This window comes from Streptomyces sp. G-G2 (assembly GCF_030063135.1).
Lineage (GTDB): Bacteria > Actinomycetota > Actinomycetes > Streptomycetales > Streptomycetaceae > Streptomyces.
Genome location: NZ_JASISO010000045.1, coordinates 38,461 through 64,242, shown reverse-complemented (window position 1 = coordinate 64,242; position 25,782 = coordinate 38,461). Strand labels below are relative to the sequence as shown.

Annotated in this window: 25 protein-coding genes; 11 read left to right on the top strand and 14 right to left on the bottom strand. The window is 70.6% G+C overall.

Annotated elements, in window-relative coordinates; translation table 11 throughout:
• The first annotated feature begins 371 nt into the window (after positions 1-371).
• Entirely contained in the window at positions 372-671 is a 300-nt protein-coding gene (locus QMF80_RS29490) for a hypothetical protein (protein ID WP_283458711.1), read from the top strand.
• A 494-nt stretch (positions 672-1,165) separates the two neighbouring features.
• On the opposite strand, the gene QMF80_RS29485 is transcribed toward QMF80_RS29490, so the two are convergent.
• On the bottom strand, positions 1,166-1,351 hold the full coding sequence (locus QMF80_RS29485; RefSeq protein ID WP_283458709.1) for a hypothetical protein: 186 nt from the start codon (positions 1,349-1,351) through the stop codon (positions 1,166-1,168).
• Positions 1,352-1,497: 146 nt separating this feature from the next.
• Here QMF80_RS29485 and QMF80_RS29480 point away from each other — a divergent pair, with 146 nt between their 5' ends.
• Positions 1,498-4,542: an NPCBM/NEW2 domain-containing protein gene (locus QMF80_RS29480; protein WP_283458708.1), complete on the top strand. Its 3,045-nt coding sequence runs from the start codon at positions 1,498-1,500 to the stop codon at positions 4,540-4,542.
• On the opposite strand, the gene QMF80_RS29475 is transcribed toward QMF80_RS29480, so the two are convergent.
• Genes QMF80_RS29475 through QMF80_RS29450 form a run of 6 tightly spaced genes read right to left on the bottom strand, consistent with a single transcriptional unit; the run spans position 4,496 to position 10,930 of the window.
• Complete coding sequence (locus tag QMF80_RS29475; RefSeq protein WP_283458706.1) at positions 4,496-4,927, bottom strand: hypothetical protein; 432 nt, start codon at positions 4,925-4,927, stop codon at positions 4,496-4,498. The genes QMF80_RS29480 and QMF80_RS29475 overlap by 47 nt on opposite strands.
• A 43-nt stretch (positions 4,928-4,970) precedes the next feature.
• A complete protein-coding gene (locus QMF80_RS29470) occupies positions 4,971-5,981 on the bottom strand; it encodes a LacI family DNA-binding transcriptional regulator (RefSeq protein WP_283458703.1) in 1,011 nt (336 codons plus the stop codon).
• On the bottom strand, positions 5,978-7,825 hold the full coding sequence (locus tag QMF80_RS29465; RefSeq protein ID WP_283458701.1) for a glycoside hydrolase family 36 protein: 1,848 nt from the start codon (positions 7,823-7,825) through the stop codon (positions 5,978-5,980). The genes QMF80_RS29470 and QMF80_RS29465 overlap by 4 nt, the downstream gene beginning before the upstream one ends.
• Positions 7,826-7,827: 2 nt before the next feature.
• Positions 7,828-8,670, bottom strand: a complete 843-nt coding sequence (locus QMF80_RS29460; protein WP_283458699.1) for a carbohydrate ABC transporter permease — start codon at positions 8,668-8,670, stop codon at positions 7,828-7,830.
• Positions 8,667-9,596 (bottom strand): carbohydrate ABC transporter permease, encoded by a 930-nt coding sequence (locus QMF80_RS29455; RefSeq protein WP_283458697.1) that lies wholly within the window; start codon positions 9,594-9,596, stop codon positions 8,667-8,669. The genes QMF80_RS29460 and QMF80_RS29455 overlap by 4 nt, the downstream gene beginning before the upstream one ends.
• A gap of 14 nt (positions 9,597-9,610) precedes the next feature.
• Positions 9,611-10,930, bottom strand: coding sequence for an ABC transporter substrate-binding protein (locus QMF80_RS29450; protein WP_283458695.1), 1,320 nt, complete (start codon positions 10,928-10,930; stop codon positions 9,611-9,613).
• 242 nt (positions 10,931-11,172) lie between these two features.
• On the opposite strand from QMF80_RS29450, the gene QMF80_RS29445 reads away from it, so the two are divergent.
• The 8 genes from QMF80_RS29445 (at position 11,173) to QMF80_RS29410 (ending at position 19,407) form a co-directional block, all read left to right on the top strand.
• Complete coding sequence (locus QMF80_RS29445; protein WP_283458694.1) at positions 11,173-13,173, top strand: carbohydrate-binding protein; 2,001 nt, start codon at positions 11,173-11,175, stop codon at positions 13,171-13,173.
• Positions 13,174-13,353: 180 nt separating this feature from the next.
• The gene (locus tag QMF80_RS29440) at positions 13,354-14,193 is read left to right on the top strand and encodes a HipA family kinase (RefSeq protein WP_283458692.1); all 840 of its coding nucleotides are present in this window, start codon (positions 13,354-13,356) and stop codon (positions 14,191-14,193) included.
• A complete protein-coding gene (locus QMF80_RS29435; protein ID WP_283458690.1) occupies positions 14,190-14,573 on the top strand; it encodes a DUF3037 domain-containing protein in 384 nt (127 codons plus the stop codon). Before QMF80_RS29440 ends, QMF80_RS29435 begins: the two co-directional genes overlap by 4 nt.
• 159 nt (positions 14,574-14,732) lie before the next feature.
• On the top strand, positions 14,733-15,494 hold the full coding sequence (gene fabG / locus QMF80_RS29430; protein WP_283458688.1) for a 3-oxoacyl-ACP reductase FabG: 762 nt from the start codon (positions 14,733-14,735) through the stop codon (positions 15,492-15,494).
• A gap of 20 nt (positions 15,495-15,514) precedes the next feature.
• Positions 15,515-16,276: an SDR family oxidoreductase gene (locus tag QMF80_RS29425; protein ID WP_283458686.1), complete on the top strand. Its 762-nt coding sequence runs from the start codon at positions 15,515-15,517 to the stop codon at positions 16,274-16,276.
• A 152-nt stretch (positions 16,277-16,428) separates the two neighbouring features.
• Complete coding sequence (locus QMF80_RS29420) at positions 16,429-18,012, top strand: ABC transporter substrate-binding protein (RefSeq protein ID WP_502962949.1); 1,584 nt, start codon at positions 16,429-16,431, stop codon at positions 18,010-18,012.
• A gap of 100 nt (positions 18,013-18,112) precedes the next feature.
• Positions 18,113-18,790 (top strand): uracil-DNA glycosylase, encoded by a 678-nt coding sequence (ung, locus tag QMF80_RS29415; protein ID WP_283458683.1) that lies wholly within the window; start codon positions 18,113-18,115, stop codon positions 18,788-18,790.
• Between the two features lie 134 nt (positions 18,791-18,924).
• A complete protein-coding gene (locus QMF80_RS29410; RefSeq protein WP_283458731.1) occupies positions 18,925-19,407 on the top strand; it encodes a hypothetical protein in 483 nt (160 codons plus the stop codon).
• 114 nt (positions 19,408-19,521) lie between these two features.
• Here QMF80_RS29410 and QMF80_RS29405 read toward each other — a convergent pair whose 3' ends face one another.
• Together QMF80_RS29405 and QMF80_RS29400 are read right to left on the bottom strand one after the other, a co-directional pair.
• Positions 19,522-20,070: a hypothetical protein gene (locus QMF80_RS29405; protein ID WP_283458681.1), complete on the bottom strand. Its 549-nt coding sequence runs from the start codon at positions 20,068-20,070 to the stop codon at positions 19,522-19,524.
• Positions 20,071-20,203: 133 nt separating this feature from the next.
• Positions 20,204-20,725, bottom strand: coding sequence for a DinB family protein (locus tag QMF80_RS29400; RefSeq protein ID WP_283458679.1), 522 nt, complete (start codon positions 20,723-20,725; stop codon positions 20,204-20,206).
• A gap of 84 nt (positions 20,726-20,809) precedes the next feature.
• Between QMF80_RS29400 and QMF80_RS29395 the strand changes: the two genes are divergently transcribed.
• Entirely contained in the window at positions 20,810-21,715 is a 906-nt protein-coding gene (locus QMF80_RS29395) for a Gfo/Idh/MocA family protein (RefSeq protein ID WP_283458677.1), read from the top strand.
• Here QMF80_RS29395 and lnt read toward each other — a convergent pair.
• The 5 genes from lnt to QMF80_RS29370 form a co-directional block, all read right to left on the bottom strand.
• Positions 21,660-23,240 (bottom strand): apolipoprotein N-acyltransferase, encoded by a 1,581-nt coding sequence (gene lnt, locus QMF80_RS29390; protein WP_283458676.1) that lies wholly within the window; start codon positions 23,238-23,240, stop codon positions 21,660-21,662. The genes QMF80_RS29395 and lnt overlap by 56 nt on opposite strands.
• A gap of 35 nt (positions 23,241-23,275) precedes the next feature.
• On the bottom strand, positions 23,276-23,743 hold the full coding sequence (locus QMF80_RS29385) for a nuclear transport factor 2 family protein (RefSeq protein WP_283458674.1): 468 nt from the start codon (positions 23,741-23,743) through the stop codon (positions 23,276-23,278).
• A gap of 70 nt (positions 23,744-23,813) precedes the next feature.
• Positions 23,814-23,990: a DUF8839 family protein gene (locus QMF80_RS29380; protein ID WP_283458673.1), complete on the bottom strand. Its 177-nt coding sequence runs from the start codon at positions 23,988-23,990 to the stop codon at positions 23,814-23,816.
• A 135-nt stretch (positions 23,991-24,125) separates the two neighbouring features.
• The gene (locus QMF80_RS29375; protein ID WP_283458670.1) at positions 24,126-24,998 is read right to left on the bottom strand and encodes an undecaprenyl-diphosphate phosphatase; all 873 of its coding nucleotides are present in this window, start codon (positions 24,996-24,998) and stop codon (positions 24,126-24,128) included.
• 48 nt (positions 24,999-25,046) lie between these two features.
• Entirely contained in the window at positions 25,047-25,766 is a 720-nt protein-coding gene (locus QMF80_RS29370) for a TVP38/TMEM64 family protein (RefSeq protein WP_283458668.1), read from the bottom strand.
• Between the last annotated feature and the right edge of the window lie 16 nt (positions 25,767-25,782).

Genomic DNA, 25,782 nt, shown 5'->3' with positions numbered 1-25,782 from the left:
CGACATTTACCGGTGAATCGGGGTGACTCGGGCGCCCCGAGCAAGATCTTCAGCAGTCTCCTAGGGCGTGGTCCTCCGTGCGGACCTGGACGGCCGGTGGTACGAGGTCGACCGGAGCCCGGAATTAACCTCCTCGCGGGCGTCACCACGCCCACGGTCGTCATCTCGCGACGGCCGGGAGATCCGGGCGCCGGGGCGGCCCGACGTCCTCTGGTCCCTGATGAACCCACTGGTGTTCCAAGGGGTCTCGAACCCCGGCTTCCGTCCTCGACCTCCAGCTCCGCCAGGCCCGTCCGGCGGCGGGAGCGGTGATGGACCTACTGGCGAACGGGAGCCTGACAGCCGCTGGTCCCCGCGTGTAGCGTCACTCCATGACCGAGGAGATCACGGCCAGGGCAGGCAGAGAGTTCTACACGTTCGACGGCCGGATCCTGGAGGTCTTCGGCAGCAATCCGCAGCGGTTCCACGTCCGGAACATGGATCTGCGGGTCACGGGCCCCGACCGGAAGGGGAGGCGGACCGTCGAGATCGTCGCCGGTTCGCCCGAAGCCCCGGCGACGCGGCACACACAGCACCACTCGGCCGAGGAATGGCAGCGGGCGCAGGGCCTGGAAGCCCTGCTGGAAGCGGTACAGGCGGGTATCGCGTCGGCCCGGGAGCATGGAGCCTAAAGGCCCTCCCGCACCCTGTGGTTGGTGACGGCCACAGCCCCGTCAAGGGCTCCGGTTCCGCCACGGATCCTGCTCGTGCAGGGTCCCGAACCGTAGGCCCCCGTACTCCAGATCGACAAGGGCGGTCGGTTCCTGGCCCTGGCTACACCAACTCCACGCAGCCTTCCGCCGTCTGGGCGCCCTACCTCCGCCCCGCCAACTGGCCGGCAGCCCCGCCACGTACGACACGGAAGACTGTGGAGAACTCGACCAACGCGCCGGTTCCCGCCATGCCCACCGCCCGGTTCCGCCTCGATCGACCCCCCTCGGCGTCACCTCGTCACCTCAAGCGTGCGCCGGCTCCTGAGGGGTGCGCAGATGTGCCCTACGGGTCAGGACACTACTCACGCTCACCCCGGCATGCAATACGGCGATGAAAACTTTCTGAATTCCCGTCAAGCCTCCGTTGCAAGATGACGGTTGGTGCCAGATTGCTCGCGCTGCTCCCGGCGTGGTCACCCCGCCCTGGTCGCCTTGGCGGAGCAGGTGCCATCTGGCTGTGTCGAGACGCTGACCTGCAGATACGTGGCGTCGCCCAGGTCGATGCCGTCGGGTCCAAGCGCGCCGAGGCGGCGTACCTGGACCGGAACTCCCAGCCCGCACACGAGCGAACCCAGCACGATCGAACCGAACACAACCATTGACACCACTTCTCGATGGGCAACACAGTTCAACTTCTTCCAACACGGCGTTTCATGAGAGGAGTTACCCGGGCCCGCCGCCGCGTCCGGTGCGGCGCACGATCTTCCCTCTCCCGCGTCCCCCTCGCGTCGGCATCGCCAGGGCCGTGTGGAACCCCTTCGATGCCCGGGCGGGCCGCATTCTCGATCTTTCCGGCCCCGCCCTGCCGGACGCGAAGGGGCTGCGGCAAGCCAACTCGAGCGACCGCGCGTACGGCTCAGGTGACCTCGTCCGGCCAGAGGCGCCCCGGCCGCGCTTCGGCATCGACGCGGTCACGGGCGATCTCACCGCACTCACGATGACAGGGCTCCGGAGTCGCCCCGCACCGCCCGGTCGGCCGACTTCCGGGGCCACGTCATCGGCGGTATGCGAAGGCGGGTGGTCCGGGCCGCCTACAGCCGCCGGGACTGCTCTGCACCGGCATGTTCCACGCCGCCACAGATGGGCGGTCGAGATCGACCGTCGTCGAATGAGGAACACCCCCACTCGAAAGGATCCATCACGCATGCGTCGTTTCGCCTGTGTACTATCCGCCGTGCTCGCAACAGCAGGCACCGCAATTGCCATTCCCAGCACGCCCGCGGTGGCGGTGGCCGGGGCAACGGCAGGGCCCTATGTGATCGAAGTCGAGAACATGTCGCTGACCAATTTCGCGGCAGACACCGTGAACCACACCTGGAACGACACGCCAGTCGAGAACGTCACCTATGCCCGGGGTGCGTCAGGACAGACGAGCACGGCCAGAACGACCTTCAACGGCTCTGACGGAACCTACGACCTCATCACGCGCTACAACGGCAAGACCGCGAACGGAGTGACGTACAAGATTTCCGTGAACTCCACCCCCGTGGATTCATGGGCCACGTCCCAGCGGAACGCCCGTGACTACACCGACCCGATGAGCATCGACACCCGTACGTCGAGCAAAGTAGCGCTCAAGGCCGGTGACACCATCGAGCTGGTGGCCATGTCCGCCGGCGAGGTACCGCGCGTCGACAGGATCACGATCCAGAGACACGTCGGGGCGCCGACCAGCACCCTGACCATCGATTCTCCGAACGCGACTCTGAACGACGGCTTCAAGTGGGGTAAGGACCGGGCCCTGGGCATGACGTTCTACCCGGGGAACCCGATGATGGGGCATGAACCCGAGTGGTGGCGCCTCAAGAATTCCACGCACACGACGGTGGAACCCGGCTACTGGGGTGCCTACACCAGCCGGGAGTCCTACTACAACCGGGACATCGCCCACCAGTCGGACGGCGCGCACGCGCTCGGCCTGGACGCCGAGACGTTCAACATGATGAAGGCGTTCGCGGCCGATGCCGACGATCCGGGTCAGAACGGCTGGCCGCTGTGGGCTCACAGTCCCCACGGAGCCATGTACTACATCGACGGCACCGGCTTCCGTGAACTGCCGTCGCCGTTCAACCTGATGACCAAGGCGTACAAGCAGTACCAGTGGACCGGCAACTCGGACTGGATCAACGATCCGGCCCTTTCCGCGTACTACGATTCGACGATGGGTTCGTTCCTGACGAACCACGAGGTGACGTGGAACGACGCGAACCCGTCCAGCGAGCAGCCGGTTTCGAAGAAGCAGCCGGGCGAATACACGGCGACGTTCTTCGAGTTCCCGAACGAGAATCTCGTCTCCGCGGGCGATTCGCTCGGGTACCAGTACCAGTCGATGCTGGCCTATGCGGACATCCTGAAGGCGAAGGGTGACAACGCCAACAGCACGAAGTGGGCCGATCGTGCGAAGCGGGTGCGCGACTACTTCGAGGCGAACTGGTGGGACGCGTCGAACAACCGGTACATCCGGGGCAAGGACGCCGCCGGGACGGGTTACAGCAGCTGGGGGCACGAGGCCAGCTTCCTGACGATGCTGACCGGGCTCGGCGACCACGGCGCGAGGACCAACAGCTCCCTGGACTTCATCGCCGCCAACGATGACGGTCTGAATGTCGAGGCGACCTCCTACCTGCCGGAGATGTACTACCAGTACAACCGGTCCTCGGAGGGCTGGGGGTGGCTCAAGAAGCTCATGACCGGCAAGGACACCTACCCGGAGATCTCGTTCCTCGCGGTCGGCAGCGTGATCGACGGCATGATGGGGGTGCAGCCGGACGCCCCGAAGAACAAGGTGGCCACCGTCTCCCGGCTGACGTCCGAGACGCCCTGGGTGGAGATCGACCACCTCAAGGTCGGTGGCAACGACCTGAAGCTCAAGCACACGGGTACGACGGGGTCCACGTTGACCAACAACTCCGGTGGCACCGTCAATTGGGAAGCCCAGTTCTACGGGACCCCCGCCACGATCACCGTGAACGGCGCCGCGTACACGCCGCAGACCAAGTCGCTGTACGGCAATACCGTGTCCTACGTGACCGTACCGGTGGCCGGCGGTGCGTCCATGACCGCGACCGCCGGGACCGCAGCGGGCGACACCGCGGCCCCCACCGCGCCGACCAACCTCGCATCGAGCAATGTGACGTCGAACAGCGTGGACCTGAAGTGGACGGCGTCGACCGACAACGTCGGCGTGACCGGGTACAAGATCTACCGCGGTACCACCCTCGTCGGCACGTCGACGAGTACGAGCTTCACCGCGACGGAGCTGTCGGCCTCGACGCCGTACACGTTCACGGTCAAGGCGGTTGACGCCGCCGGGAATCTCTCCGGAGCCGGCAACGCCGTCGACGTCACCACCGCCGCCGCCGGAAACGGACAGGCGGTCGATCTGTGCGATCTCACCTGGAGCGACGCCAGAAGCGACTTCGGCACTGTTCAGAAGAACAAGAGCGTCGATTCGCACCCCATCACGCTGAATGGCACCGCGTACACGAAGGGCATCGGTACGCACGCCAACGGCACGATCGCCTACTCCCTGAACGGTGCCTACTCACGGTTCCAGTCGGACGTCGGTGTCGATGACGAGGTCGGCGCGAACTCGACGGTCAGGTTCGAGGTCTGGGGCGACGGCGTCAAGCTGTACGAGAGCCCGGCGACGATGACGCCGTCGAGCGCGACGCAGTCCATCGACGTCAGCATCACAGGCGTGAACTCGCTGGTACTGAAGGTGACGGACGCGGGCGACGGCATCAACAGCGACCACGCCGACTGGGCCAGGGCCAGAGTGGTGCGGTAGTACCGACCCCCAAGCCGACGGGAGCTCTCCAGGTGACCCGCCGGCTTGGGGCCCGGGGTACGCGATCGGTGGAGCGGCCGACCGCGCCGGAGAGGAAATGGTTCTCGTAGACGGCCACCTCGTGGACGGCGTCCGGGATCTCGCTCCGCAGGCCGCCTCGGGAGGGGCGGAGCGGGCAGGCGCCCGTGGGCCGGTGGTGGGTACGGGACTGCCGGTGGGCGGCGATGGCGACCCAGTCGCCGGTGGCCGGGTCCCGGCGGAGTTCGCGGACGCCCCCGGCCCGGTCCAAGGGCCGCTGGTCCTTGGCCTCGTGGTCCCGGCCGGGGGCGCTGTCGTAGTAGCTGAGCTCGCGGCCGTCCGCGAGTTCGGCGGCGGTCCTGTGCACGCACAGGTCCTCGCCGGTCTGTTGTGAACGTCGCGGGCTGCTGTCAGGGGGAGGTGGCCGCAGCGGGGGCCGGGGCGGTGGAGGCCCGGATGACCAGCTCGGGGTCGAAGAGCAGCTCCCCGGTGGGTACGTCCCGGTTGCCGACCAGGGCCAGCACGCTGCGGCCCACTTCGAGCGCCAGCCGGTCGGCGGGCTGCCGGACGGTGGTCAGCGCCGGGTCGGTGAACTCGGTGACCCCCGTACCGTCGTAGCCGACCACCGACACGTCCTCGGGGACGGACCGGCCGAGTCGGCGGATCCCCCGGATCGCACCGAGCGCCATCCAGTCGCTGGCGGCGACGATCGCGGTGGCTCCGAGCTCCAGCAGCGGGGCGACGGAGGCCTGTCCGCCCTCCACCGTGTACGACTGGCGGATCACCCAGCGCTCGGCGTCCTCGATGCCGCGTCGGGCCATGGCGGCCAGGAAGCCCTGCACCCGGCGGTCCGCGGGACGGTTGCCCGCCGGACCGGAGGCCATGCCGATCCTCCGGTGGCCCAGCCGGTGGAGGTGGTCGACTGCGAGCTCGGCGGCGAGCAGGTCGTCGGTGGAGAACACCGGAGCCGCCACCCCGTCCGCGAACTCCCCGTTGACGCCCACGTACGGCACCCGGCGCTGGCGCAGCACCTCGTAGGCCTCGGTGTCCGCGCCCTCGACGGTGTTCGAGGCGGAGAGGAAGACGACCGCCGCGATGCCCTTGTCCACCAGGGAGGAGATGAAGTCGAGCTCCTGGACCCCGCCCGCGAAGGCCGGGCAGAGCACCGTCTTCAGCCCGTGCGGGGCGAGCGCGGACTCGATGCGCTCGGCGACGTCGGCGAAGAACGGGTTCGACACGTGGTCGGTGATCACGGCCACCAACTGGCCTTGGGTGGTGCGTTCGTAGCCGAGCTCGGCCATCGCCTGCTCGACCGCGTCCCGGGTCTTGCGCGCCACGCCTTGGCGGCGGTTGATGACCCGGCTGACGGTTGCCTCGCTGACCTGTGCGCGGGCCGCGACCTCGGTGATGCCGACCTTCATCGCCGTCCTTCCGTGATCGATAGCGAGGCCAGACCGCCGCGGGGGACGGCCAGGGTGTGCGGCCCCTCCCCGAACCGGGCCGACGTGGACTCGATGATACGGCCGTCCGGGCCGTGGATCACGCGTGCGACCTCGGCCGGACCGCCCCGTACGGCCAGGGTCAAGGTGTCCCTGGCGGACCCGTTGACCAGCTCCACGCGGCGGTGGGCGGCCAGGTCCAGGGGGACCACCAGGCTGCCGTGGACGCTGATCAGGCAGCGGTCCCCGGCCGTGGCCCGGACCAGTGGGTACAGCTCGTCGGGGCGGCCGGGCTCCACCTCGCCGTCGAGCAGTGCCCCGCGGTTGGCGCGCCACTGGCTCAGCCAGAACGCGATGGCGGCCCGGTGGGCCTCGGGGATCCGGTCCAGGCGTACGGAGAGCTGCGGGACGGCGTGCAGGGCGCCGATCAGCTGCCGGGCCACCGCCTCCACGGGCGCGGACGGGGACCACAGCAGCATGTCGGAGTGGACGGCGCCGCCCACCGCGAGCAGGGCGGTGTCCAGGGTGCGGACCCGGTTGGCGGCGGCGTCGGCCGGGCAGTCGAAGGAGCGGAGCATGTTGCCGAAGGGGGCGGTGCCCGGTCCGGTGTAGGGCTGGCGGAGCTCCAGCAGCAGCCCTTCGGGGCGTACGTCCTCCAGGGCGGCCCGTAGCTCGGCGAGCAGGCCGGCCATGGCCCGCCCGATGCCGCCCGCGCCGTCGCCCGCGTAGACCATGGCCTGGTCGAGGAAGTCGAGCTTCAGTCCGTCCAGTCCGTGGTCGCGGACCAGGCGGGCGCACAGCTCGACGACATGGCGGCGGACCTCGGGCAGGCGCGGGTCGAGGACGTGGGCGCCGGGCACCGTGGCCGGGGCGGGCGCGTACGGGGCCCAGCGGGCGTGGCAGTCGGCGTCGGGGCCGATGAGCAGCGGGGCGGTCCAGGCCAGGTAGCGCAGGCCCAGAGCGCGGACCTCGGCGACGTGGCCGGTGAAGTCGGGGAATTTGGCGGGATCGGGCCGCCAGTCCCCGAGGCCCGCGTAGCCGCGCCCGTGGCCGTACTCCTGCCAGCCGTCGTCGAGGATGAGGGCGCCGCAGCCCAGCTGGGCCGCGAGGGCGGCCTGGGTCTCGACCTCCTCGGCGCTGACGTCCTGGTTGAAGGCGTACCAGGTGGAGTAGACGGGGGTGCGGGCACCCTCGGGCACCGGCATCGGGGGCAGCTCGCGGGCGTACCAGGCGCGCAGCGGCCGCAGGGCGGCGGCCACCGAGGGGGCGCTCGGGACGAGCACTACCCGGTGCGGTCGGCCCTCGGCGTCGGCGGGCAGCCGGAGGTGGACGACATGGGTGTCGTTCTCCTCGGAGACGCCGAAGCGGAGGGTGGTCTCGGGGGCCGGGTCGGCGGCGGCGAAGGTGAGCAGGGTGGCGCCGGAGTAGTCGTAGAGGCAGCCCGCGGCGAGCCCGTCGACCAGGGAGACCGTGGCCCGGCCCTCCCAATCGGCGAGCAGGGTGCGGCGCCAGCCGCCCTGCGGGTGCCAGTAGCCGGCGGCGTCGCCGAGCGGGACGGAGAAGCGGATCTCGGCGGGGGCACCACCGGTCGCGACCTCCAGCACGCGCAGGCCGTCCGGGAGTTCGGCCAGGGTCCAGTCGGCCTCGGCCGGCTCGGAATCCGGGGCGCCCGGGGTGTGGGCGAGGACGGCCACCAGAACCCCGTCGAGCAGGGGAGCGTACGGGACCGGGGCCAGGGCCGCGGTGGTCAGCGGGTCCGGGGAACCCGGGACCGGGGCGAGCGCGGGTGGACGTGCGGCGGTTTCGGTGTCGGTGTCGGTCGGCATGGTCACTCCTTCACGGCACCGGCGAGCAGGCCGGAGATGAATTGGCGCTGGAGCGCGAGGAATACGGCGGCCATGGGCAGGGCCGCGATCGAGGTTCCGGCGAGGATCGCGCCGTAGTCGGTCTCGTCCAGGCCCTGGAGGGAGGCGAGGGCCACCGGGATGGTGAACGAGGCCCCGTCACGGAGCACGATCAGCGGCCAGATGAAGTCGTTCCACTGGTAGAGGAAGAGGAAGATGGCCAGGGCGGCGAGAGCGGGCCGCATGGGCGGCAGGGCCACCCTGAGGAAGAGCCGCAGTTCGCCGCAGCCGTCCATCCGGCCGGAGTCGAGCAGGACGGCGGGCAGGGAGGACATGGACTGGCGCATCAGGAAGATGCCGAAGGGCAGCGCGAGGTTGGGCAGGATCACCGCCTGGTAGGTCCCCAGCCAGGTGAGGTCGGCCATCAGCCGGAACAGCGGGACCAGGGTGACCTGGGCGGGCACCACCAGGCCGAGCATGAGCAGGCCGAACAGGGCCTCGCGGCCGCGGAATCGGTAGACGGCGAATCCGTAGCCGGCCAGGGTGCAGACCACTGCGGCGCACACGGTGTATACGGTGGCGATCAGCAGGGAGTTGAGCAGGACCCGGCCGAACTGCGCGGAGTCCTGGAGGGTCCGCAGGTTCTGCGTCAGGTGGCCGCCGGGCAGCAGCGGCGGTGGGGCGGAGAAGATCTCCTGGGAGCTGTGGGTGGCGCCCACGACCAGCCAGTAGAAGGGGATCGCCACGACGGCGAGCGTGATGGCGAGCCCGGAGGTCAGCAGGAGGCCCCGGGCACGGCGGGCGCCGGGCGACGCGGCGAGGTTCATTCCTTCTCTCCCAGGACGCGGAACTGGATCAGCCCGAGGATTCCGATGAGGACGGCGAGGGCGTACGCGATGGCGGAGGCGTAGCCGAAGTCGAAGTAGGTGAAGGCGTTCTGGTAGAGGTACACGCCGATGGTGAGGGTGGCGTTGTCCGGGCCGCCGCCCGTGAGGATGTACGGCTCGTCGAAGAGCTGGAGGGTCCCGATGGTCGAGAGGACCGCGGTGAGCAGCAGGGCCGGGCGCAGGCCGGGCAGGGTGACGTGGACGAAGCTCTTCCACGCGCCGGCGCCGTCCACGGCAGCGGCGTCGTACAGCTCCGTGGGCACGCTCTGCAGCCGGGCGAGCAGGATCACCGCGTTGTAGCCGGTGTAGTGCCAGGTCAGGGCGAGGCCGAGGGAGATCTTCGCCCACAGGGGGTCGGTCAGCCAGGGCACCGGGCCGGCACCGACCCGCGCGAGCAGCCAGTTGACCAGTCCGTAGTCCTTGTTGAGGAGGACGGAGAAGGCGATCCCGTAGGCGACCAGGCCGGTGACCATGGGCAGGAAGAAGCCCAGCCGGAAGACCGAACGGCCGTGCAACAGACGGGAGTTGAGGGCGACTGCCAGACCGGTGGCGAGGGCCAGCATGACCGGCACCTGCACCGCCAGGATCACCGCGGTGTTGTCGAGGGCGGTCCAGAAGAGTGGATCGTGCAGCAGCCGGGTGTAGTTGTCGGCGCCCACGAAGGTCTCGGTGCCGCCGACGGTCCGGTGCAGGCTGAGGACGAAGGACGAGCCGATCGGGTAGAGCTTGAAGACGGCGAAGAGGAGCAGGGCGGGCAGGACGAAGAGGTACGGGGCGGGGCGGCGTCGCGGGCGCTGCCGGGCCGCGGCCGGTCGGGAGGGGGCGGCTGCGGCCGGGCGGTCGGTACGGGGCGTGGCAGCGGTCATCGGAGTCACCCCACTCACCGGACGACCTTGCGGCCCGTCTGCTGCGCGAGCTGGTCGGCCGCGTCCTTGAGGACGCGGGCCGGATCGGCGCCCTTGAGGAGGACCTTGGACTGGGCGTCGGTGACCAGCTTCAGGGCCCGGGCGTAGTCGGCGGTGTAGTTGAAGGCGGGCTGGGGGGCCTTGAGGGCGGCGAGGAAGACCTCGCCCTTCTTCTGGCCGCTGAAGAAGGTGGACGGCTCGTGGAAGACGGCGTCCTCGTACGCGGTCATCAGGGCGGGGGCGATGCCCTTGCCTCGGTAGATCTGCACTTGGGAGGCCGGCCGGGTGAGCGCGAACTCGATGAAGGACCAGGCGGCGGCCTGGTGCTTGCTGCTGCCGGCGACGGCGAGGTGGGTGGAGTTGACGGTGGCGGCGTTGGAGCCGCCGCGCCGGACGGCCGGGGGCAGCCGGACCTTCCACTTCCCGCCTTCGTCGGGGACCTGCTCCTCGATGATCCCGCCGAACCAGGTGGGCCAGGGCAGTACGGCCGAGGTGCCCTGCTTCAGTGAGCTCATCAGGGCGTTCCAGCCGCCGGCCAGGTCGCTGACCAGATCCGCGTCGTTCAGGGTCTTGATCAGGGTCATGGCCTTGACGGCCTCGGGGGAGTCGAGGGTGATCCGCCCGGCGAGGTCGAAGTAGAAGGTGCCCTGGAGCTGGAGCAGCATCTGGAAGAAGTTGGCCGCGTCGGCCTGGGAGGCGGGCTTGTCGATGCCGAGCAGGAATGCTCCGGTCTTCGCCTTGAGCTGCTTTCCGGCTTCGACCGTGTCGTCCCAGGTCTGGAGGGCATCGGCGTCGATGCCGGCCTTCTCGAAGAGGTCGGCGCGGTAGTAGAAGCCGGCGGAATTGGCCTCCCAGGGCAGGGCGTTGACGCGCTTGTTGTCGGGCGAGACGGTCTGCCACAGGCCGGGGGCGAAGGCGTCCTTGTGGGCGGTGGCGCCCAGCGGGGCCAGGTCGGCGAGGCCGCCGGGGAACTTCTCGACGTAGCCGGGGAGGTAGTCCACGCCGATGTGCAGGACGTCCGCGAGGCCCTGGCCGCCACCGGCGAGACCGGTGGTGATCTTGTCCCAGATGGCCGGGTTGCCGATGTCCTCGACCGTAACCTCGATTCCGGGGAACTTCCTGCTGAACTCTGGTGTCAGGGCCTTGAGTTCGGCCGCCGGTCCCTGCCAGGACCAGATGGTGATCCGGCCCTTGTCCTTCTCTCCGACGGCCCCGCCATCGGCGGCGGTGCCCGCGCTGCCGGAACAGCCTGTCACGCCGGCGAGTCCGACGCCCGCGGTGAGGGCGCCACCCATTCTCAGCACTCTGCGACGGCCAAGTTCCATGCCGTTCCCCTCTGTTGCTCACTAGTCCTCGGAAGCTGACTGGCCGGAACTTAACCACGTGATTGATCGACTTTCAAGATGTCAATGAAAACTTTCAGTCGGATCCGATATGGAATCTCCGACTTTTCCATTGCAGGCTCTCGACCGACCTTGCTAGCGTGCCGCGCGCCCACCTCGTGACAGACGAGGATCCAGTCCCCTGGGAGAGACCGATGACGCGTTCCCGCACCACCCTGCTGGCCGCACTGGCCCTGCTCACCCCGCTCACCCCGCTGGCCCTGGCCGAGGGTGCGTCCCCGGCGCGAGCCGCGGGGCATCCGGCGGGCGCCGCGGTCGGCGGAGTCGTCCCCGCCGCGCTCGCCGTGGTCGACCCCGGCTTCGAACAGGGCGCCACCGGCTGGCAGTTCACTGCCGGAACCGGGGTGGCCACGAACTACCCGCACGGCGGGAGCCGGTTGGTGTACCTGGACGCCGGGGCCGGGAAGAAGGTCTCGCAGACCCTCACCGCCACGGGATCCGGGAGCTACGACATATCCGCGTGGATCGCGACCGGCGGCGCGAACGGCCGGTTCACCGCCCGCGTCAACGGCGCCGAGCGGGCCGCGCAGGTCCTGCCCGCCGGGTCCGCGTACCGGCGCCGGACCCTCAGCCGTATCGCTCTCGCCGCCGGCGACCGGCTGGAGATCGCCTTCGAGTCGGGCGACGGCTGGGTCAACGCCGACGACCTGATGCTCTCGCCCGCCTCTCCCGCCGACCCCCGGGTCAGCTCGTCCGACCCGAAGATCGTCGAGATGTTCGACTGGTCGAAGAGAAAGGCCAACAGCTGGGTCCACCTCCCGGGCACCGAGGGCCCGCTGAACGTGGACGAGAACAACAGGTCCGGCAGCGGCGCCGGCACCTACGGGCCCTCGTACTGGGCGGGATACGCCAACCGCAGCGGCTACTACTCCCGTGACATGGCCCACCAGCTGGCGGGCGCGGGCGTGCTGGGCCTGAACGCCGAGAACAAGGCCATGCTGCGCGCCTTCGCCGGCTCCGCCACCGCCGCGCAGAAGTTCTACCCCGTCTGGGCGCTCAACTTCGACGACCGCAGCCCCCTCGCGATCGACTACCGCAGCCCGTCCTTGTTCGTCCGGGAGGTCCCCGCCACCTTCGAGCTCGTACAGAAGGCCGAGGAGGCGTACCGCTGGAGCGGCGACCGCGGTTACGTGACCGACCCGGTGCTGTGGAACTTCTACCGGCACGCCACCCAGGAGTTCGTCGACCTGCACGACGGGCTGAAGGACAACGGCGCCGTCAAGGTCGCCGAGGGCACGGGGCAGGGCATCTTCCAGGGCACCGCCAGCTACAACGAGCAGGGCGGTGAGCCGCTGGCAGAGGCCGGCGACGGGATCGGCGCCCAGTACCGGGCGTACACGGCGATGGCCTCCCTGGCCCGCGCCAAGGGGGACGCCGCGCTCGCCGCCACGTACGACACGCGGGCCCGTGACCTGAAGACCTACTTCAACACGGTCTGGAGCGGCGCCGGTTCGGGAGCCGACATGGTCCGCGGCTGGACCACCGACGGACGCCCGCTGACCGGCTGGGGCAAGGAGAACAGCTGGTTCATGCCGATGAAGCAGATCGTCGATCCGGGTCCGCGCCGGGAGGCCTACCTCGACTACATCGACCAGCAGGCCTCGGGTGAGGGCCGCCCCGACAACATCGAGGCCCTCACCTACCTGCCGGACACCTTCTTCACCAACAACCGCCAGGACACCGCCTGGAAGTGGATGAAGTACGTCTACGACCAGAAGGACATCCAGCACGTCAATGCCGCGCAGGGCACCAACGGCGACTACCCGGAGGTCTCCTTCACCCTCCTCGGCCAGACCGTCGAAGGCCTCCTCGGCGTCACCCCGGACGCGCCTGCCCGCCGGCTCACGACCCAGTCCCGGCTGCCGTCCGGCATGGACTGGCTGAAGATCGACGACATGCGGGTCGGACGGACCGGCTTCTCGCTGCGGCACGACGGGAACCGCACGTCCGTGCTCTCCAACACCTCCGGCACCGACTGCTGGACCTGGGAGGCCCGCTTCCCGGGCACCTGGTCCTCGATCAAGGTGAACGGGGTGCCGACGCCGGTCCGCACCAAGGTGGTGGACGGGGTGACGTACACCTACGCCACCCCGTCCGTCGCCCCCGGCCGGACGGTCGCCGTCGAGGTGAGCTGACCCCGCCGGGGTGCCCTTCCGGGAAGGGGGGGGCGGGGCCGCGGCCATGTCTTCGTACGAGGGAGATCGTTGTGGAACTCCCCAGATTCTCCCCAGGTCTGATCGCCCGCGTTCCCGGGGGTGGGCAGTCGTTCGGGAATACCTTGGATGCGAAGATCAGCCGCCGGATAGCCTGGGGAAATGCTCACAGAAGTGATCGCGACCCGTTACGTCACGCCGCTGCGTGAGGGCGGCTCGCTCCCGGGGATCGTCGAGGCCGACGACCTCGGTACCTACGTCATGAAATTCACCGGAGCCGGCCAGGGCCGCAAGACCCTGGTCGCCGAAGTCATCTGCGGGCGGCTGGCCCAGCGGTTGGGGCTGCGGGTCCCGCAGCTGGTCCAGATGCAGCTCGACCCCGTCATCGGGCTCGGCGAGCCCGACCAGGAGGTCCAGGAGCTGCTCAAGGCCAGCGGCGGGCTCAACCTCGGGATGGACTACCTGCCCGGGTCGATCGGGTTCGATCCGCTCGCCTACCAGGTGGATCCGGTCGAGGCGGGCCGCGTCGTCTGGTTCGACGCCCTGATCAACAACGTGGACCGGTCCTGGCGCAATCCGAACGCGCTGGTCTGGCACGGTGACCTCTGGCTCATCGACCACGGCGCCACCATGATCTGGCACCACAACTGGCCCACCGCCACGGCCGCCGCCGCCAAGCCCTACAACGCCTCCGACCACGTCCTCGCGCCGGTCGGCCCCGACATCGCGGCCGCCGCCGCCGAGCTGGCACCGCGGGTCACCGAGGAACTGCTCACCGAGGTCGCCGCCGACGTGCCGGACGAGTGGCTGGTCGACGAGCCCGGCTTCGACTCCACCGACGCGCTGCGCCGCGCCTACGTGGAGGCCCTGGCACCGCGCGCCGCGACCATCCACGAGCGGATCACCATGGAGGCCGAGGTGAAGCCGCGCAGCGGCCCGCCCGGCTGGCTCGCCGATCGTCTGACCCCCCTGCCCCCCAATCGGAAGAGCGACAACCGGTGATCAAACGGGACGTGTTCGAATACGCGCTGGTGCGCGTGGTGCCCCGGGTGGAACGCGGTGAGTGTTTCAACGCGGGCGTCATCCTCTACTGCCGGGCGCACTCCTACGTCGCCGCGCGCGTCCACCTGGACGAGGCCAAGCTCCTCGCGCTGGACCCGAAGGCCGACGTGGCGGGGGTACGGGCGGCACTGGGCGGGGTCGCGGGCGTGTGCGCGGGCGGCGAGGCCGCCGGACAGGCGGCGGGCGACGACCCCGGGCGGCGCTTCCGCTGGCTGATCGCCCCGCGCAGCACCGTCGTACAGCCGGGTCCGGTGCACACGGGACTGACGGCCGACCCCGAGGCGGAGCTGGCCCGGCTGCTCGACCTGCTGGTGCTCTGACCGGCGTACGCGTCCGGCCACTGCCCGTGAGCCCTGGTGCCCGGTGCCGTTGACACCGGGTGCCAGGGCTCCTAGCGTCTCTTCAGCCGAAGCTACTAAGCGGTTGCTCACCTATCGGGGCGCCGCCGTCAGGGCATTCCAAGCGCGAGGAGAACCAGCATGTCCACCACCGAGCAGCGCGTCGCCATCGTCACCGGGGCGGCCCGGGGCATCGGCGCGGCCACCGCCGTGCGCCTGGCCGCCGAGGGCCGGGCCGTCGCCGTACTCGACCTCGACGAGGCCTCGTGCAAGGACACCGTGGAGGCGATCACGGCGGCGGGCGGCAAGGCCCTCGCGGTCGGCTGCGACGTCTCCGACAGCGCCCAGGTGGAGGCCGCCGTCGAGCGGGTCGCTAGCGAGCTCGGCGCGCCGACCGTTCTCGTCAACAACGCGGGCGTGCTCCGTGACAACCTGCTCTTCAAGATGAGCGACACCGACTGGGACACGGTCATGAACGTGCACCTGCGCGGCGCCTTCCTGATGGCACGGGCCTGTCAGAAGTACATGGTCGAGGCGAAGTTCGGCCGCATCGTGAACCTCTCCAGCAGCTCCGCGCTCGGCAACCGCGGCCAGGCCAACTACGCCGCGGCCAAGGCGGGTCTGCAGGGCTTCACCAAGACGCTGGCCTTCGAGCTGGGCAAGTTCGGCGTCACCGCCAACGCCGTGGCCCCCGGGTTCATCGTCACTGAGATGACCGCGCAGACGGCCACCCGCATCGGCATGGGCTTCGAGGAGTTCCAGGCGGCCGCGGCCACCCAGATCCCGGTCCAGCGCGTCGGCCGTCCCGAGGACATCGCCAACGCCATCGCCTTCTTCACCGGCGAGGCCGCGGGCTTCGTCTCGGGCCAGGTCATGTACGTGGCCGGCGGCCCCCTCAACTGACGAGAGGCAGGACGTACGTCATGACGTACAACGGCATCGACAGCGGTAAGGTCGCGCTGATCACCGGAGCCAGCCGGGGCATCGGCTACGGCGTCGCGGAGGCCCTGGTCGCCCGTGGCGACCGGGTCTGCATCACCGGCCGCAACGAGGACGCCCTCAAGGAGGCCGCCGAGCGGCTCGGGGCCGACCGCGTGATCGGGGTCGCGGGCAAGGCGCACGACGAGGCCCACCAGGCGGTGGCCGTCGAGCGGACGATGGAGGCCTTCGGCCGCGTCGACTTCCTGGTGAACAACGCGGGCACCAATCCGGTCTTCGGACCGATCGCCGACCTGGACCTCGGGGTGGCGCGCAAGGTCTTCGAGACGAACGTGATCTCGGCCCTCGGCTTCGCCCAGCGGACCTGGCACGCCTGGCAGAAGGACCACGGCGGCGCCATCGTGAACATCGCGTCCATCGCGGGCGTCTCCGCCTCGCCCTTCATCGGGGCGTACGGGATGAGCAAGGCCGCGATGATCAACCTGACCCTCCAGCTCGCGCACGAGATGGCTCCCGGGGTCCGGGTCAACGCCATCGCGCCCGCGGTGGTCAAGACCAAGTTCGCGCAGGCGCTCTACGAGGGCCGCGAGCAGGAGGCCGCCGCCGCCTACCCGCTGGGGCGCCTCGGCGTCCCCGCGGACATCGGCGGGGCCGCCGCATTCCTCACTTCCGCACAAGCGGAATGGATTACCGGACAAACCCTCATGGTCGACGGTGGGATTTTTCTGAATGCCGGAGTCGGCTGACCGATAACCGGACGGATTAGCCTCCGGCCAGGTGGTAAATGCGTATCGAATATGCACGGAACCGGTCAAGTGCCTCACGGAACCTGCTCATTGGTTCCGTGAGGCTCTGGGGTAGGGTCTGCCGCACCCCTGGCCGATCGAGGAGCGTGCACGTGTTCAACCGGACCAGATGCCTGCAGATCACTGCGGCCCTTGCGTCCATATCCCTGCTCGCCGGCTGCGGGCTGATTTCGGATTCGAGCGGCGACCAGTCGAAAAGAATCACCGTCGGTACGACGAGTGCGCCGAGCACCCTCGATCCCGCAGCGGCCTGGGACGGCTCCTGGGAGCTTTACCGGAACGTCTATCAGACCCTCCTGGCATTTCCCACGGGCAGTACCAAGCCGCAGCCGGACGCCGCGCAGAGCTGCGAGTTCACCGACGCCGCCAACGAGGCCTACCGGTGCACGCTGCGCAAGGGCCTGAAGTTCTCCGACGGCGAGGCGCTCGACGCCAAGGCCGTCAAGTACTCCCTCGACCGGATCCGGACCATCGGTTCCAAGGTCGGCCCCAAGGACCTCTTCGGCAGCCTGGAGCGCATCGAGACGCCGGACCCGCTGACCGTCGTCTTCCAGCTGAAGACCCCGGACGCGACCTTCCCCTTCGTGCTCGGCTCGCCCGCCGCCTCGCTCGTCGCGCCCAAGGAGTACCCGGCCAACAAGGTCCGTGACGACGGCAAGGTCACCGGCTCCGGACCGTACGTGCTGGACTCCTACAAGGAGGGCGTCGAGGCGGTCCTCGGGAACTACGACAACTACCAGGGCTTCGCGCAGCGCCGCAACACCGGCGTGACCATCCGCTACTTCACGGACTCCAAGAAGATGGTCGGGGCCCTGAAGGGCAAGGAGATCGACGCGACCTACCGCGGTCTCTCCGCGGCCGAGATCAAGGACCTGCAGAGCCCCGCGTCGCACGCCGCGGGCATCCAGGTCGTCGACAACGTCGGCGCCGAGATCCGCTACCTGGTGTTCAACCCGAAGGACCCCGCGGTCGCCAAACCTGCCGTCCGCCAGGCCATCGCCCAGGTCATCGACCGCGGCGCGCTCGTCACCAAGGTCTACCAGGGCACCGCGGAACCGCTGTACTCGATGGTTCCCAAGGGGGTCGTCGGCCACAAGACGCCCTTCTACGACCGCTACGGGCAGGCGAACGCCGACAAGGCGAAGAAGATCCTCCGGGACGCGGACATCACCGCGCCCGTGGAACTGACCTTCTGGTACACCACCGACCGCTACGGCTCCTCCACGGCCCTGGAGTTCGAGGAGATCAAGCGCCAGCTGGACGCGACCGGCCTCTTCAAGATCACTCTGCGCAACAAGCCCTGGAAGGCCTTCCAGGAGGGCTACAAGAACGGCGAGTACCCGGTCTTCGGCCGCGGCTGGTTCCCCGACTTCCCGGACCCGGACAACTTCATCGCGCCGTTCGTCGGCAAGGAGAACGCGGTCGGCACGCCGTACGAGAACCAGGAGATCCTCACCACGCTGCTGCCCAAGTCCCGGCGCGAGAGCGACCGCTCGGCGGTCACCCAGGACTTCGACCGGGCACAGCAGATCTTCGCCGAGGACGTCCGCCTGCTGCCCCTGTGGCAGGGCAAGCTGTACGTCGCCGCGGGCGAGGACATCGCGGGCGGGGAGCGGGCGCTGGACCCGCAGACCGCCATGCAGATGTGGGAGCTGTACCGCAAGACCAGCTGGTAGCCGGACGGCAGGTGCTGAAGGGTGGGCGGCCGGGGGCGTTGTCAGTGGGTGCCGGTAAGTTCTGGAGCAGTTGCACGAACGCGTACCGGAGGTTGTCGACGTGACCCAGCTGCTGCCCGAATCCTGGCTGCCCGTCCTCGGTGAGGAACTGGACAAGCCCTACTTCACCGAACTGCTCGAGTTCGTGGAGAAGGAGCGGGCCGACGGGCCGGTCTACCCGCCCCGCGAGCAGGTCTTCGCGGCACTGGAGGCCACCCCGTTCGACCAGGTGAAAGTACTGGTCCTCGGTCAGGACCCCTACCACGGCGCGGGCCAGGGCCACGGGCTGTGCTTCTCGGTGCGGCCCGGGGTCCGGACCCCGCCCTCCCTGCGCAACATTTACAAGGAGATGAAGGAGGAGCTGGGCCTGCCCGTCCCGGACAACGGCTATCTGATGCCGTGGGCCGAGCAGGGCGTCCTGCTGCTCAACGCGGTGCTGACCGTCCGCGAGGCCGAGCCCAACTCGCACAAGGCCAAGGGCTGGGAGAAGTTCACGGACGCGGTGATCCGCGCCGTCGCCGAGCGTTCCGACCCGGCCGTATTCGTCCTGTGGGGCGCCTACGCGCAGAAGAAGCTCCCGCTGATCGACGAGGAGCGCCACACCGTCGTCAAGGGCGCCCACCCCTCGCCCCTGTCGGCGAAGAAGTTCTTCGGCTCCCGCCCCTTCACGCAGATCAACGAGGCCGTGGCCGCCCAGGGCCATGAGCCGATCGACTGGCGGATCCCGGACCTGGGCTGACCGGTGACCGCGCCTCGGCGGCATTGCGGGCGGCTGCGGCTAGCGTCTGGATGATCAGACCGCAGCGGGTCTGACCCAGCAAGCCGGAGGCCGCGTTGACCGAGCAGCAGCAGGAGGCGTCCGAGGACGCCGTCATGACCAGGATCGGCCAGGCGATCATCCTGCTGCACGCCGGGGACCGGGAAGAGGCCCGCAACCGTCTCGGGGACATCTGGCGGGAGATCGGCGAGGAGGGGGACGCCCTCCACCGCTGCACCCTCGCGCACTACATGGCCGACGCCCAGGACGATCCGGCCGACGAGCTGGCCTGGGACCTGCGGGCGCTGCACGCCGCCGACGGGCTGCGGCAGGAGCCGATCACCCTGCCCCTGCCCAAGCCGCACTCGGCCGTGCGCGTCTTCTACCCGTCCCTGCACCTGAACCTGGCCGCCGACTACGTCAAGCTCCGCCGCCCCGAGGCGGCCCGGATCCACCTGGCCCGGGCCCGGGCGGCCACCGGCGCGCTCTCCGACGACGGGTACGGGGACGGCGTACGGGCGGCCATCTCGCGGCTCGAACTGCGGCTCGGGTCGGGCCCGGACGAGGGACGCCCGGGCCCCTTCCCCGGCCAGCCGTAGGACCGGCGCGGGGCCCGGGGGACCGGGGCGTACCCGGCGGCGGGTCCCGCGGCCGGCCTCAGCCGCCCCGCACGCCCGCGACCGGCCAGCCGGCCCGTATGCCCGCGGCGAGCTTCAGCCGCCCCGCACGCCCGCGCAGATCCGCGCCTCCGGGCTGTCCGGATCCCAGCGGCCGTGCCTGCGGCCCAGCGCGCAGACATCGGCGGGCCGCACCGGCAGGGCGGGCACCAGCTGCCGCTCCAGCTCCGCCCTCGGCCCCTCGGCCTCGCCGCCGTGCCCGCGCCCGTGATGGCGTACGGCGGGCCCGGACGGCTGCCGGAGCGGCTCCGGAATGTCGGGGACCGGCGGCGCCGCCCGGTCCGGCCCGGCGTCCGCCCGGGCCGAAGGGGGCGGCGCGCCGCGGTGGCCCGGCGCGCCCGCGGCGGCCTGCGGACGCCCGCGCTCCGCCGGTACGGCCTTCAGCGCCTCCAGGGCGGGCGCCATGACGACCACCGGGGCGGCTCCCGGGCCGGCGCGCGGATCGCTGCGCGGGGGCGGGGGCTCGGCCGACGCGGCCCCGGCGGGCTGCGCCGCGTGGGGGCTCACACTCACACAGCCGGAGACGGCCGAGACCGCACAGGCGACTCCGAGCAGCAGCTTCGTCGTGGTTCGGGTTGGATGCACCCGCGCAACTCTGCTGTGCGGGGACCCGGTTGCGAAAACCCGCGGGCGATATACACCCCGCACGGGTGACACCCGCGCGCCGGTTGCCACCGCGCACCACAGGGGCCCCCGGTCCACCGCCCCGTGTCCGCCGCTACTCGCCCGTCGCCCCGTCGATCTGCTCCCGCAGCAGGTCCGCGTGCCCGTTGTGGCGCGCGTACTCCTCGATCATGTGCGTATAGACCCAGCGCAGGTTGAACTGTTCGCCGCCGCGGTCGCTGCGCCCGATCGACACCTCGTCGAGCGAGCGGCCCGCCGAGGCCTGCCGCGCGCGCTCGATCTCCTCGCGCCACACCTGCTCCGCCTCGGCCCAGGTGTCCTGTCCGCTGACGTGGAACTCCGCGTCCGGGTCGTCCTCCGTGCAGTACAGGTCCTCCAGGTCCTCGCCCAGGGTGATCTCCCGGAACCAGTACCGCTCGACCTCCGACATGTGGCGTACGAGCCCCATCAGGCTCAGTTCGGAGGGCGCCAGCGGCGTGCGCCGCAGCTGTTCGTCGGTGAGGCCCTCGCACTTCCACGCCAGGGTCGCGCGGTGGAAGTCGAGCCACCCGTCCAGCATGTCGCGCTCGTTGGCGGTGGTGGAGGGTTCGGGACGGTCGGTCGCAGGAGAACTCATGATCCGATACTGGCTGAACAGGCTGCCTCCCACCAGGCATTAAGCTGCGAGCAGTACCACATGGAACAAACGAGGAGGATCCCCGTGAAGGTCGGATGCATCGGACTCGGCGACATCGCGCAGAAGGCGTACCTGCCGGTCCTCACCGCCCGCCCGGGGGTCGAACTGCACCTCCAGACCCGGACCGCGGCCACCCTCGACCGGATCGGGGAGCTGCACCACATTCCGGCCGCGCGCCGCCACACCGATCTCGACTCCCTGCTCGCCGAGGGGCTCGACGCCGCCTTCGTGCACGCGCCGACCGCCGTGCACCCGGAGATCGTCACGCGGCTGCTGGAGGCCGGGGTGGCGACGTACGTGGACAAGCCGCTCGCCTACGAGTTCGCCGAGTCCCGGCGCCTGGTCGAACTGGCCGAGGAGCACGGGGTCTCGCTGGCCGTCGGCTTCAACCGCCGTCACGCGCCCGGCTACGCGCAGTGCGCCGACCACCCGCGCGAGCTGATCATCCTCCAGAAGAACCGGGTCGGGCTGCCCGAGGATCCGCGCACCCTGGTCCTGGACGACTTCATCCACGTCGTGGACACCCTGCGCTTCCTGCTGCCCGGCGAGGCCGACCACGTCGACGTACGGGCCGTGGTCCGAGAGGGCCTCATGCACCAGGTGGTGCTCCAGCTCTCCGGGGCCGGGTTCACCGCGCTCGGCATCATGAACCGCCTCTCCGGATCCACCGAGGAGATCCTGGAGGTCTCCGGGCAGGACACCAAGCGCCAGGTGGTCAACCTCGCCGAGATCATCGACCACAAGGGCCAGCCCACGGTGCGACGGCGCGGGGACTGGGTGCCGGTGGCCCGCCAGCGCGGGATCGAGCAGGTCGTGGACGGCTTCCTCGAGGCCGTCGCGTCGGGCAAGGCGCTCAGCGCCCGGGACGCGCTGCTCACCCACGAGCTGTGCGAGCGGGTCGTGCTGTCGGCCCTGGAGCAGGCTTCCTGAACCGGCCGCCGCGCAGCGCGCCCGCGCCCCGCGCCGCGCAGTACCCGGCGAGCGCGGTGAGGGCGGCCGCCACCGGCCAGTCACCGAAGCGCGTGTAGAAGGTGCTGCCCCCGGCGAGCGGTACGTCGTACACCGCCGCCGCGGACGCCGAACCCGGCAGCGGCGCACCGATCCGCTCGCCCGACGGGCCGTGGACCTCGCTGATGCCGGTGAGGGTGGCGTGCACCACGGGACGGCCGTTCTCGGCGGCGCGCAGGGCGCCCAGCGAGGCGTGCTGGGCCGGGGCCCAGCTGTCCTGGAAGGTGGCGGTCGAGGACTGGTCGACCAGCAGGGCCGCGCCCTCGCGGGTCAGGTGCCGGCTCATGTCCGGGAACGCGGTCTCGAAGCACACCAGCGGCCCGATCCGGACGCCCGCGCCGTGTGCCGCGGCGGGCAGGTCCATCAGCACCGGGGCGGTGCCGGGACGCCGGTCCTCCCCGGCCGCCTTGCCCGCCGAGGTGGCCCAGCCGAGGACCGAACGCGCCGGTACGTACTCGCCGAAGGGGACCAGCCGCATCTTGTCGTACCGGTCTCCGGTGGGACCCAGCGGGCCGACCAGGACCGCGCTCTTGTATATCCCCGGTGCGCCGCGGGTCTCGGCGGCGGTGCGCCGCGCGTCCACATTGACCAGCAGCGGAGCCCCCACCCGGGCCGACAGCTCCGCGAGCCGCCGGGCGAGGTCAGGGCGGGCGCTCAGGTCGGAGCCGACGCTGCTCTCGCCCCACACCACCAGGTCCAGCCGCTGCCCGGCCAGCTGCCGGGTCAGCCGCTCACCGGTGGCGAACCGTTCCTCCACGCTCTGGGTGATTCCGGCCGGCCCCACCTGCACGACGGCCACCCGCAGCTCCCCGGACACGGTGGGTCCCGGTACCCACAGCCACACCACCCCGGTCAGCAGCGCACAGCCGGTCACCCCGGCCGCCGCGGGGAACCGGGCGGGCGGCGCCGAGATCAGCAGCGCCACGGCGCAGTTCAGCGCGACGATCAGCAGGCTCAGCAGCCACACCCCGCCCACCGAGGCCAGCCGCAGCGCGGGCGGCACCTGCCACTGGCTGGCCCCCAGCAGCCCCCACGGGCCGCCGAGCCCCTGCCACGACCGGGTCAGCTCCGACAGCAGCCAGCCCGCCGGTACGAGGACCAGCGCGGCGCCCGCCCGGCCCGCCCCCGGGACTCCGCCGAGCAACCGCCGCACCAGCAGCCCGTAGGGGATCCACAGCACGCCCAGCAGTGCGGCCAGCGGCAGCAGGAACACCCCCAGACTGGACAGCAGCCAGTGATGGACGGCCAGGATGAACCCGGCGCCCCCCAGCCAGCCCTCCAGCGCGGCCCGCCGGCCGCTCGGGGCCGTGCGCAGCAGCAGCATCCCGGGCACGAGGGCGACGTAGGTGAACCACCACAGCGAGGGCGCGGGGAACGCCAGGGCGGGCAGCGCCCCGGCCGGAACCGCGGCCGCCGTCCACCACCACCGGGGCCGGTCGCTCAGCATGGCGCGCCTCCGCTTCCCGTGTGCGCCGCCCCGTCTCAGGCGGACAGGTGGCGCCACTTCTCGTGCACCGTGACTCCGGTCAGGCGCCATCCGTCGCGGGTGCGGGCGAGGGCGAAGGTGTAGCGCCCGGCGGCCACGAAGTTGGGCGCGGTGATGCTCCCGTCGAATTCTTCCCCGGCCAGCCGCATGGGATTCAGAAAGTCCGCTTTGACTTCGGCGAGGTCACCGGCGGAACCGTCCAGGGTCCCCAGCTCGATCCGCCGGTTGACGATCAGGTGCTGGCGGACCGGGAAGAGCCGCATGGTCTCCTCCAGCCAGCGCGACACCTCGGCGGCCGGGCCCTCGATCCCGCCCGCCGAGCTGTAGTCCGCCCGTCCCGCCGCGGTGAACAGGGCCCGGTACGCCGCCCAGTCGCCGTCGTCCACCGCCACCGCGTACCCGGTCACCACGGAATCGATCGCCAGCCGGTCCATCACCGTCGCGAGTTCCACACGCTGCGTCATCGGGTCAGTGTGGATCAGCGGGCCCACGAGTCCAAGGGGCGTGCGGCCACAGGATCCTCCCGCCGGTCCCTCAGTGACCGGATTGCGACTCCCGCTGTCTGACCACGACGAGGAAGGCGTCACTGTCGAGGTCCATGACGACCTCGGCCGCCACTCCCTCGCGCAGCCGCTGGGCGGCGTACTCCTCGGCGGGCCAGCTGCCCCGCGGACTTCCGGCCGGAAAACGCTCCAGTACCACTCGACCCATGGGACCGCACCCCCTGTGCTGTGTCTCTGTTCTCAGGGTTCTCTCGACGTCGGCTGTCGGTTCTCCCAGGGACAACGACGCGGGGGCCGTCCGGGAACGTTCCAGGACGGCCCCCGCGCGCGTGCGGCGCCCCCGCTACGCGGCGGACTCGCCCGCGTGCGGGCTCAGCACGCCCATGCCGATCAGCACGAACAGCACGATGCCCAGCAGGATCCGGTAGATCACGAACGGCATGAAACTCTTCGTGGTGATGAACTTCATGAACCACGCGATGACGGCATAACCGACCAGGAAGGCGATGACCGTGGCGAAGATCGTCGGCCCCCAGGAGACGTGCCCCTTGCCGAGGTCCTTCAACTCCATGCCGCCCGATGCCAGGACGGCCGGGATCGCGAGGAGGAAGGAGTACCGGGCCGCCGCCTCACGGGTGTACCCCATGAGCAGACCGCCGGAGATCGTCGCGCCCGAGCGCGAGACGCCCGGGATCAGGGCCATCGCCTGGGCGGCGCCGAAGATCAGACCGTCCCTGACCCCCAGCTCCTTGAGCGACTTGCGCTCCTGGCGCACGCGGTGCCTGCCGCCCGACTCGGCTCGCGAGGCCTGCCAGTCGGCGAAGCCGAGGACGACGCCCATCACGATCAGGGTGGTCGCGATCAGCCGCAGATCACGGAAGGGCCCCTCGATCTGGTCCTTCAGCGAGATGCCGAGGACACCGATCGGGATCGATCCCACGATGACCAGCCAGCCCATCTGGGCGTCGTGGTCCGAGCGCATCGCCTTGTTCGTCAGCGAGCGGAACCACGCGGACACGATCCGTGCGATGTCCTTGCGGAAGTAGATCAGCACGGCGGTCTCGGTGCCGATCTGCGTGATGGCGGTGAACGCCGCTCCGGGGTCCTGCCAGCCGGCGAATGCCGCGGTCAGCCGCAAGTGGGCGCTGGAGGAGATCGGGAGGAACTCCGTCAGCCCTTGGACGAGACCGAGGATTAGGGATTCGAACCAGCTCATGTCGGGGTGCGCTCGTCCTTGTGATCGTCGGGAAGTTCGCGTCCGATGCTAGGGCCCAGGGGTGACAGCGCCGACCACTGGGGTCTGCTGGGGCGTCAGCCCGCCCGACGCGGGTCCCGTCAGCCGGTGCCGCTTGCGCCAGGCGACCGCCGCCGCGAGCACCCCGGACACCGCGATGAAGCCGAGCGAGGCGAGGAAGACGGGCGAGGTCGGCGAGGAAGCGCTGCCGCCCGCGAGGACGTACGCCGCCGTGTTCGGCACCGTACCCACGGCCGTCGCGAGCAGGAACGGCACCCAGCCGCAGCGCGAGACCGCGGCGCAGTAGTTCGCCGCCGCGAACGGCACCCCGGGGAAGATCCGTACCGCGAGCATCGACCGGAACCCGTGCCTGCTGAGCTGCCCGTCCGCCGCCAGCAGCCAGCGCCCGCGCAGCAGCGGGCGCAGCGCCCGCTGCCCCATGGCCCGGCCCAGCCCGAAGGCCACCGCTGCGCCCAGCACCGTGCCGCCGATGGCGGCCACCAGGCCGAACTGGGTCCCGAAGACGGCCCCCGCGCCCAGGTTCAGCAGCGGGCGCGGGACGAACGCCGCCGTGCACAGCCCGTAGGCCACCGCGAACAGCAACAGCGCCGTGCCCAGCGGGAGCGAGCCGGTCCAGTCCCGCGAGAGCAGCCGCTGGGGCTCGTACAGCAGCACGCCCACACCGGCTGCCACCAGCAGCACGACGAGCAGGGCCAGCCGGAACCAGGGCGCGAGCAGGAGGGGGGACATCCGCCGAGACTAACCG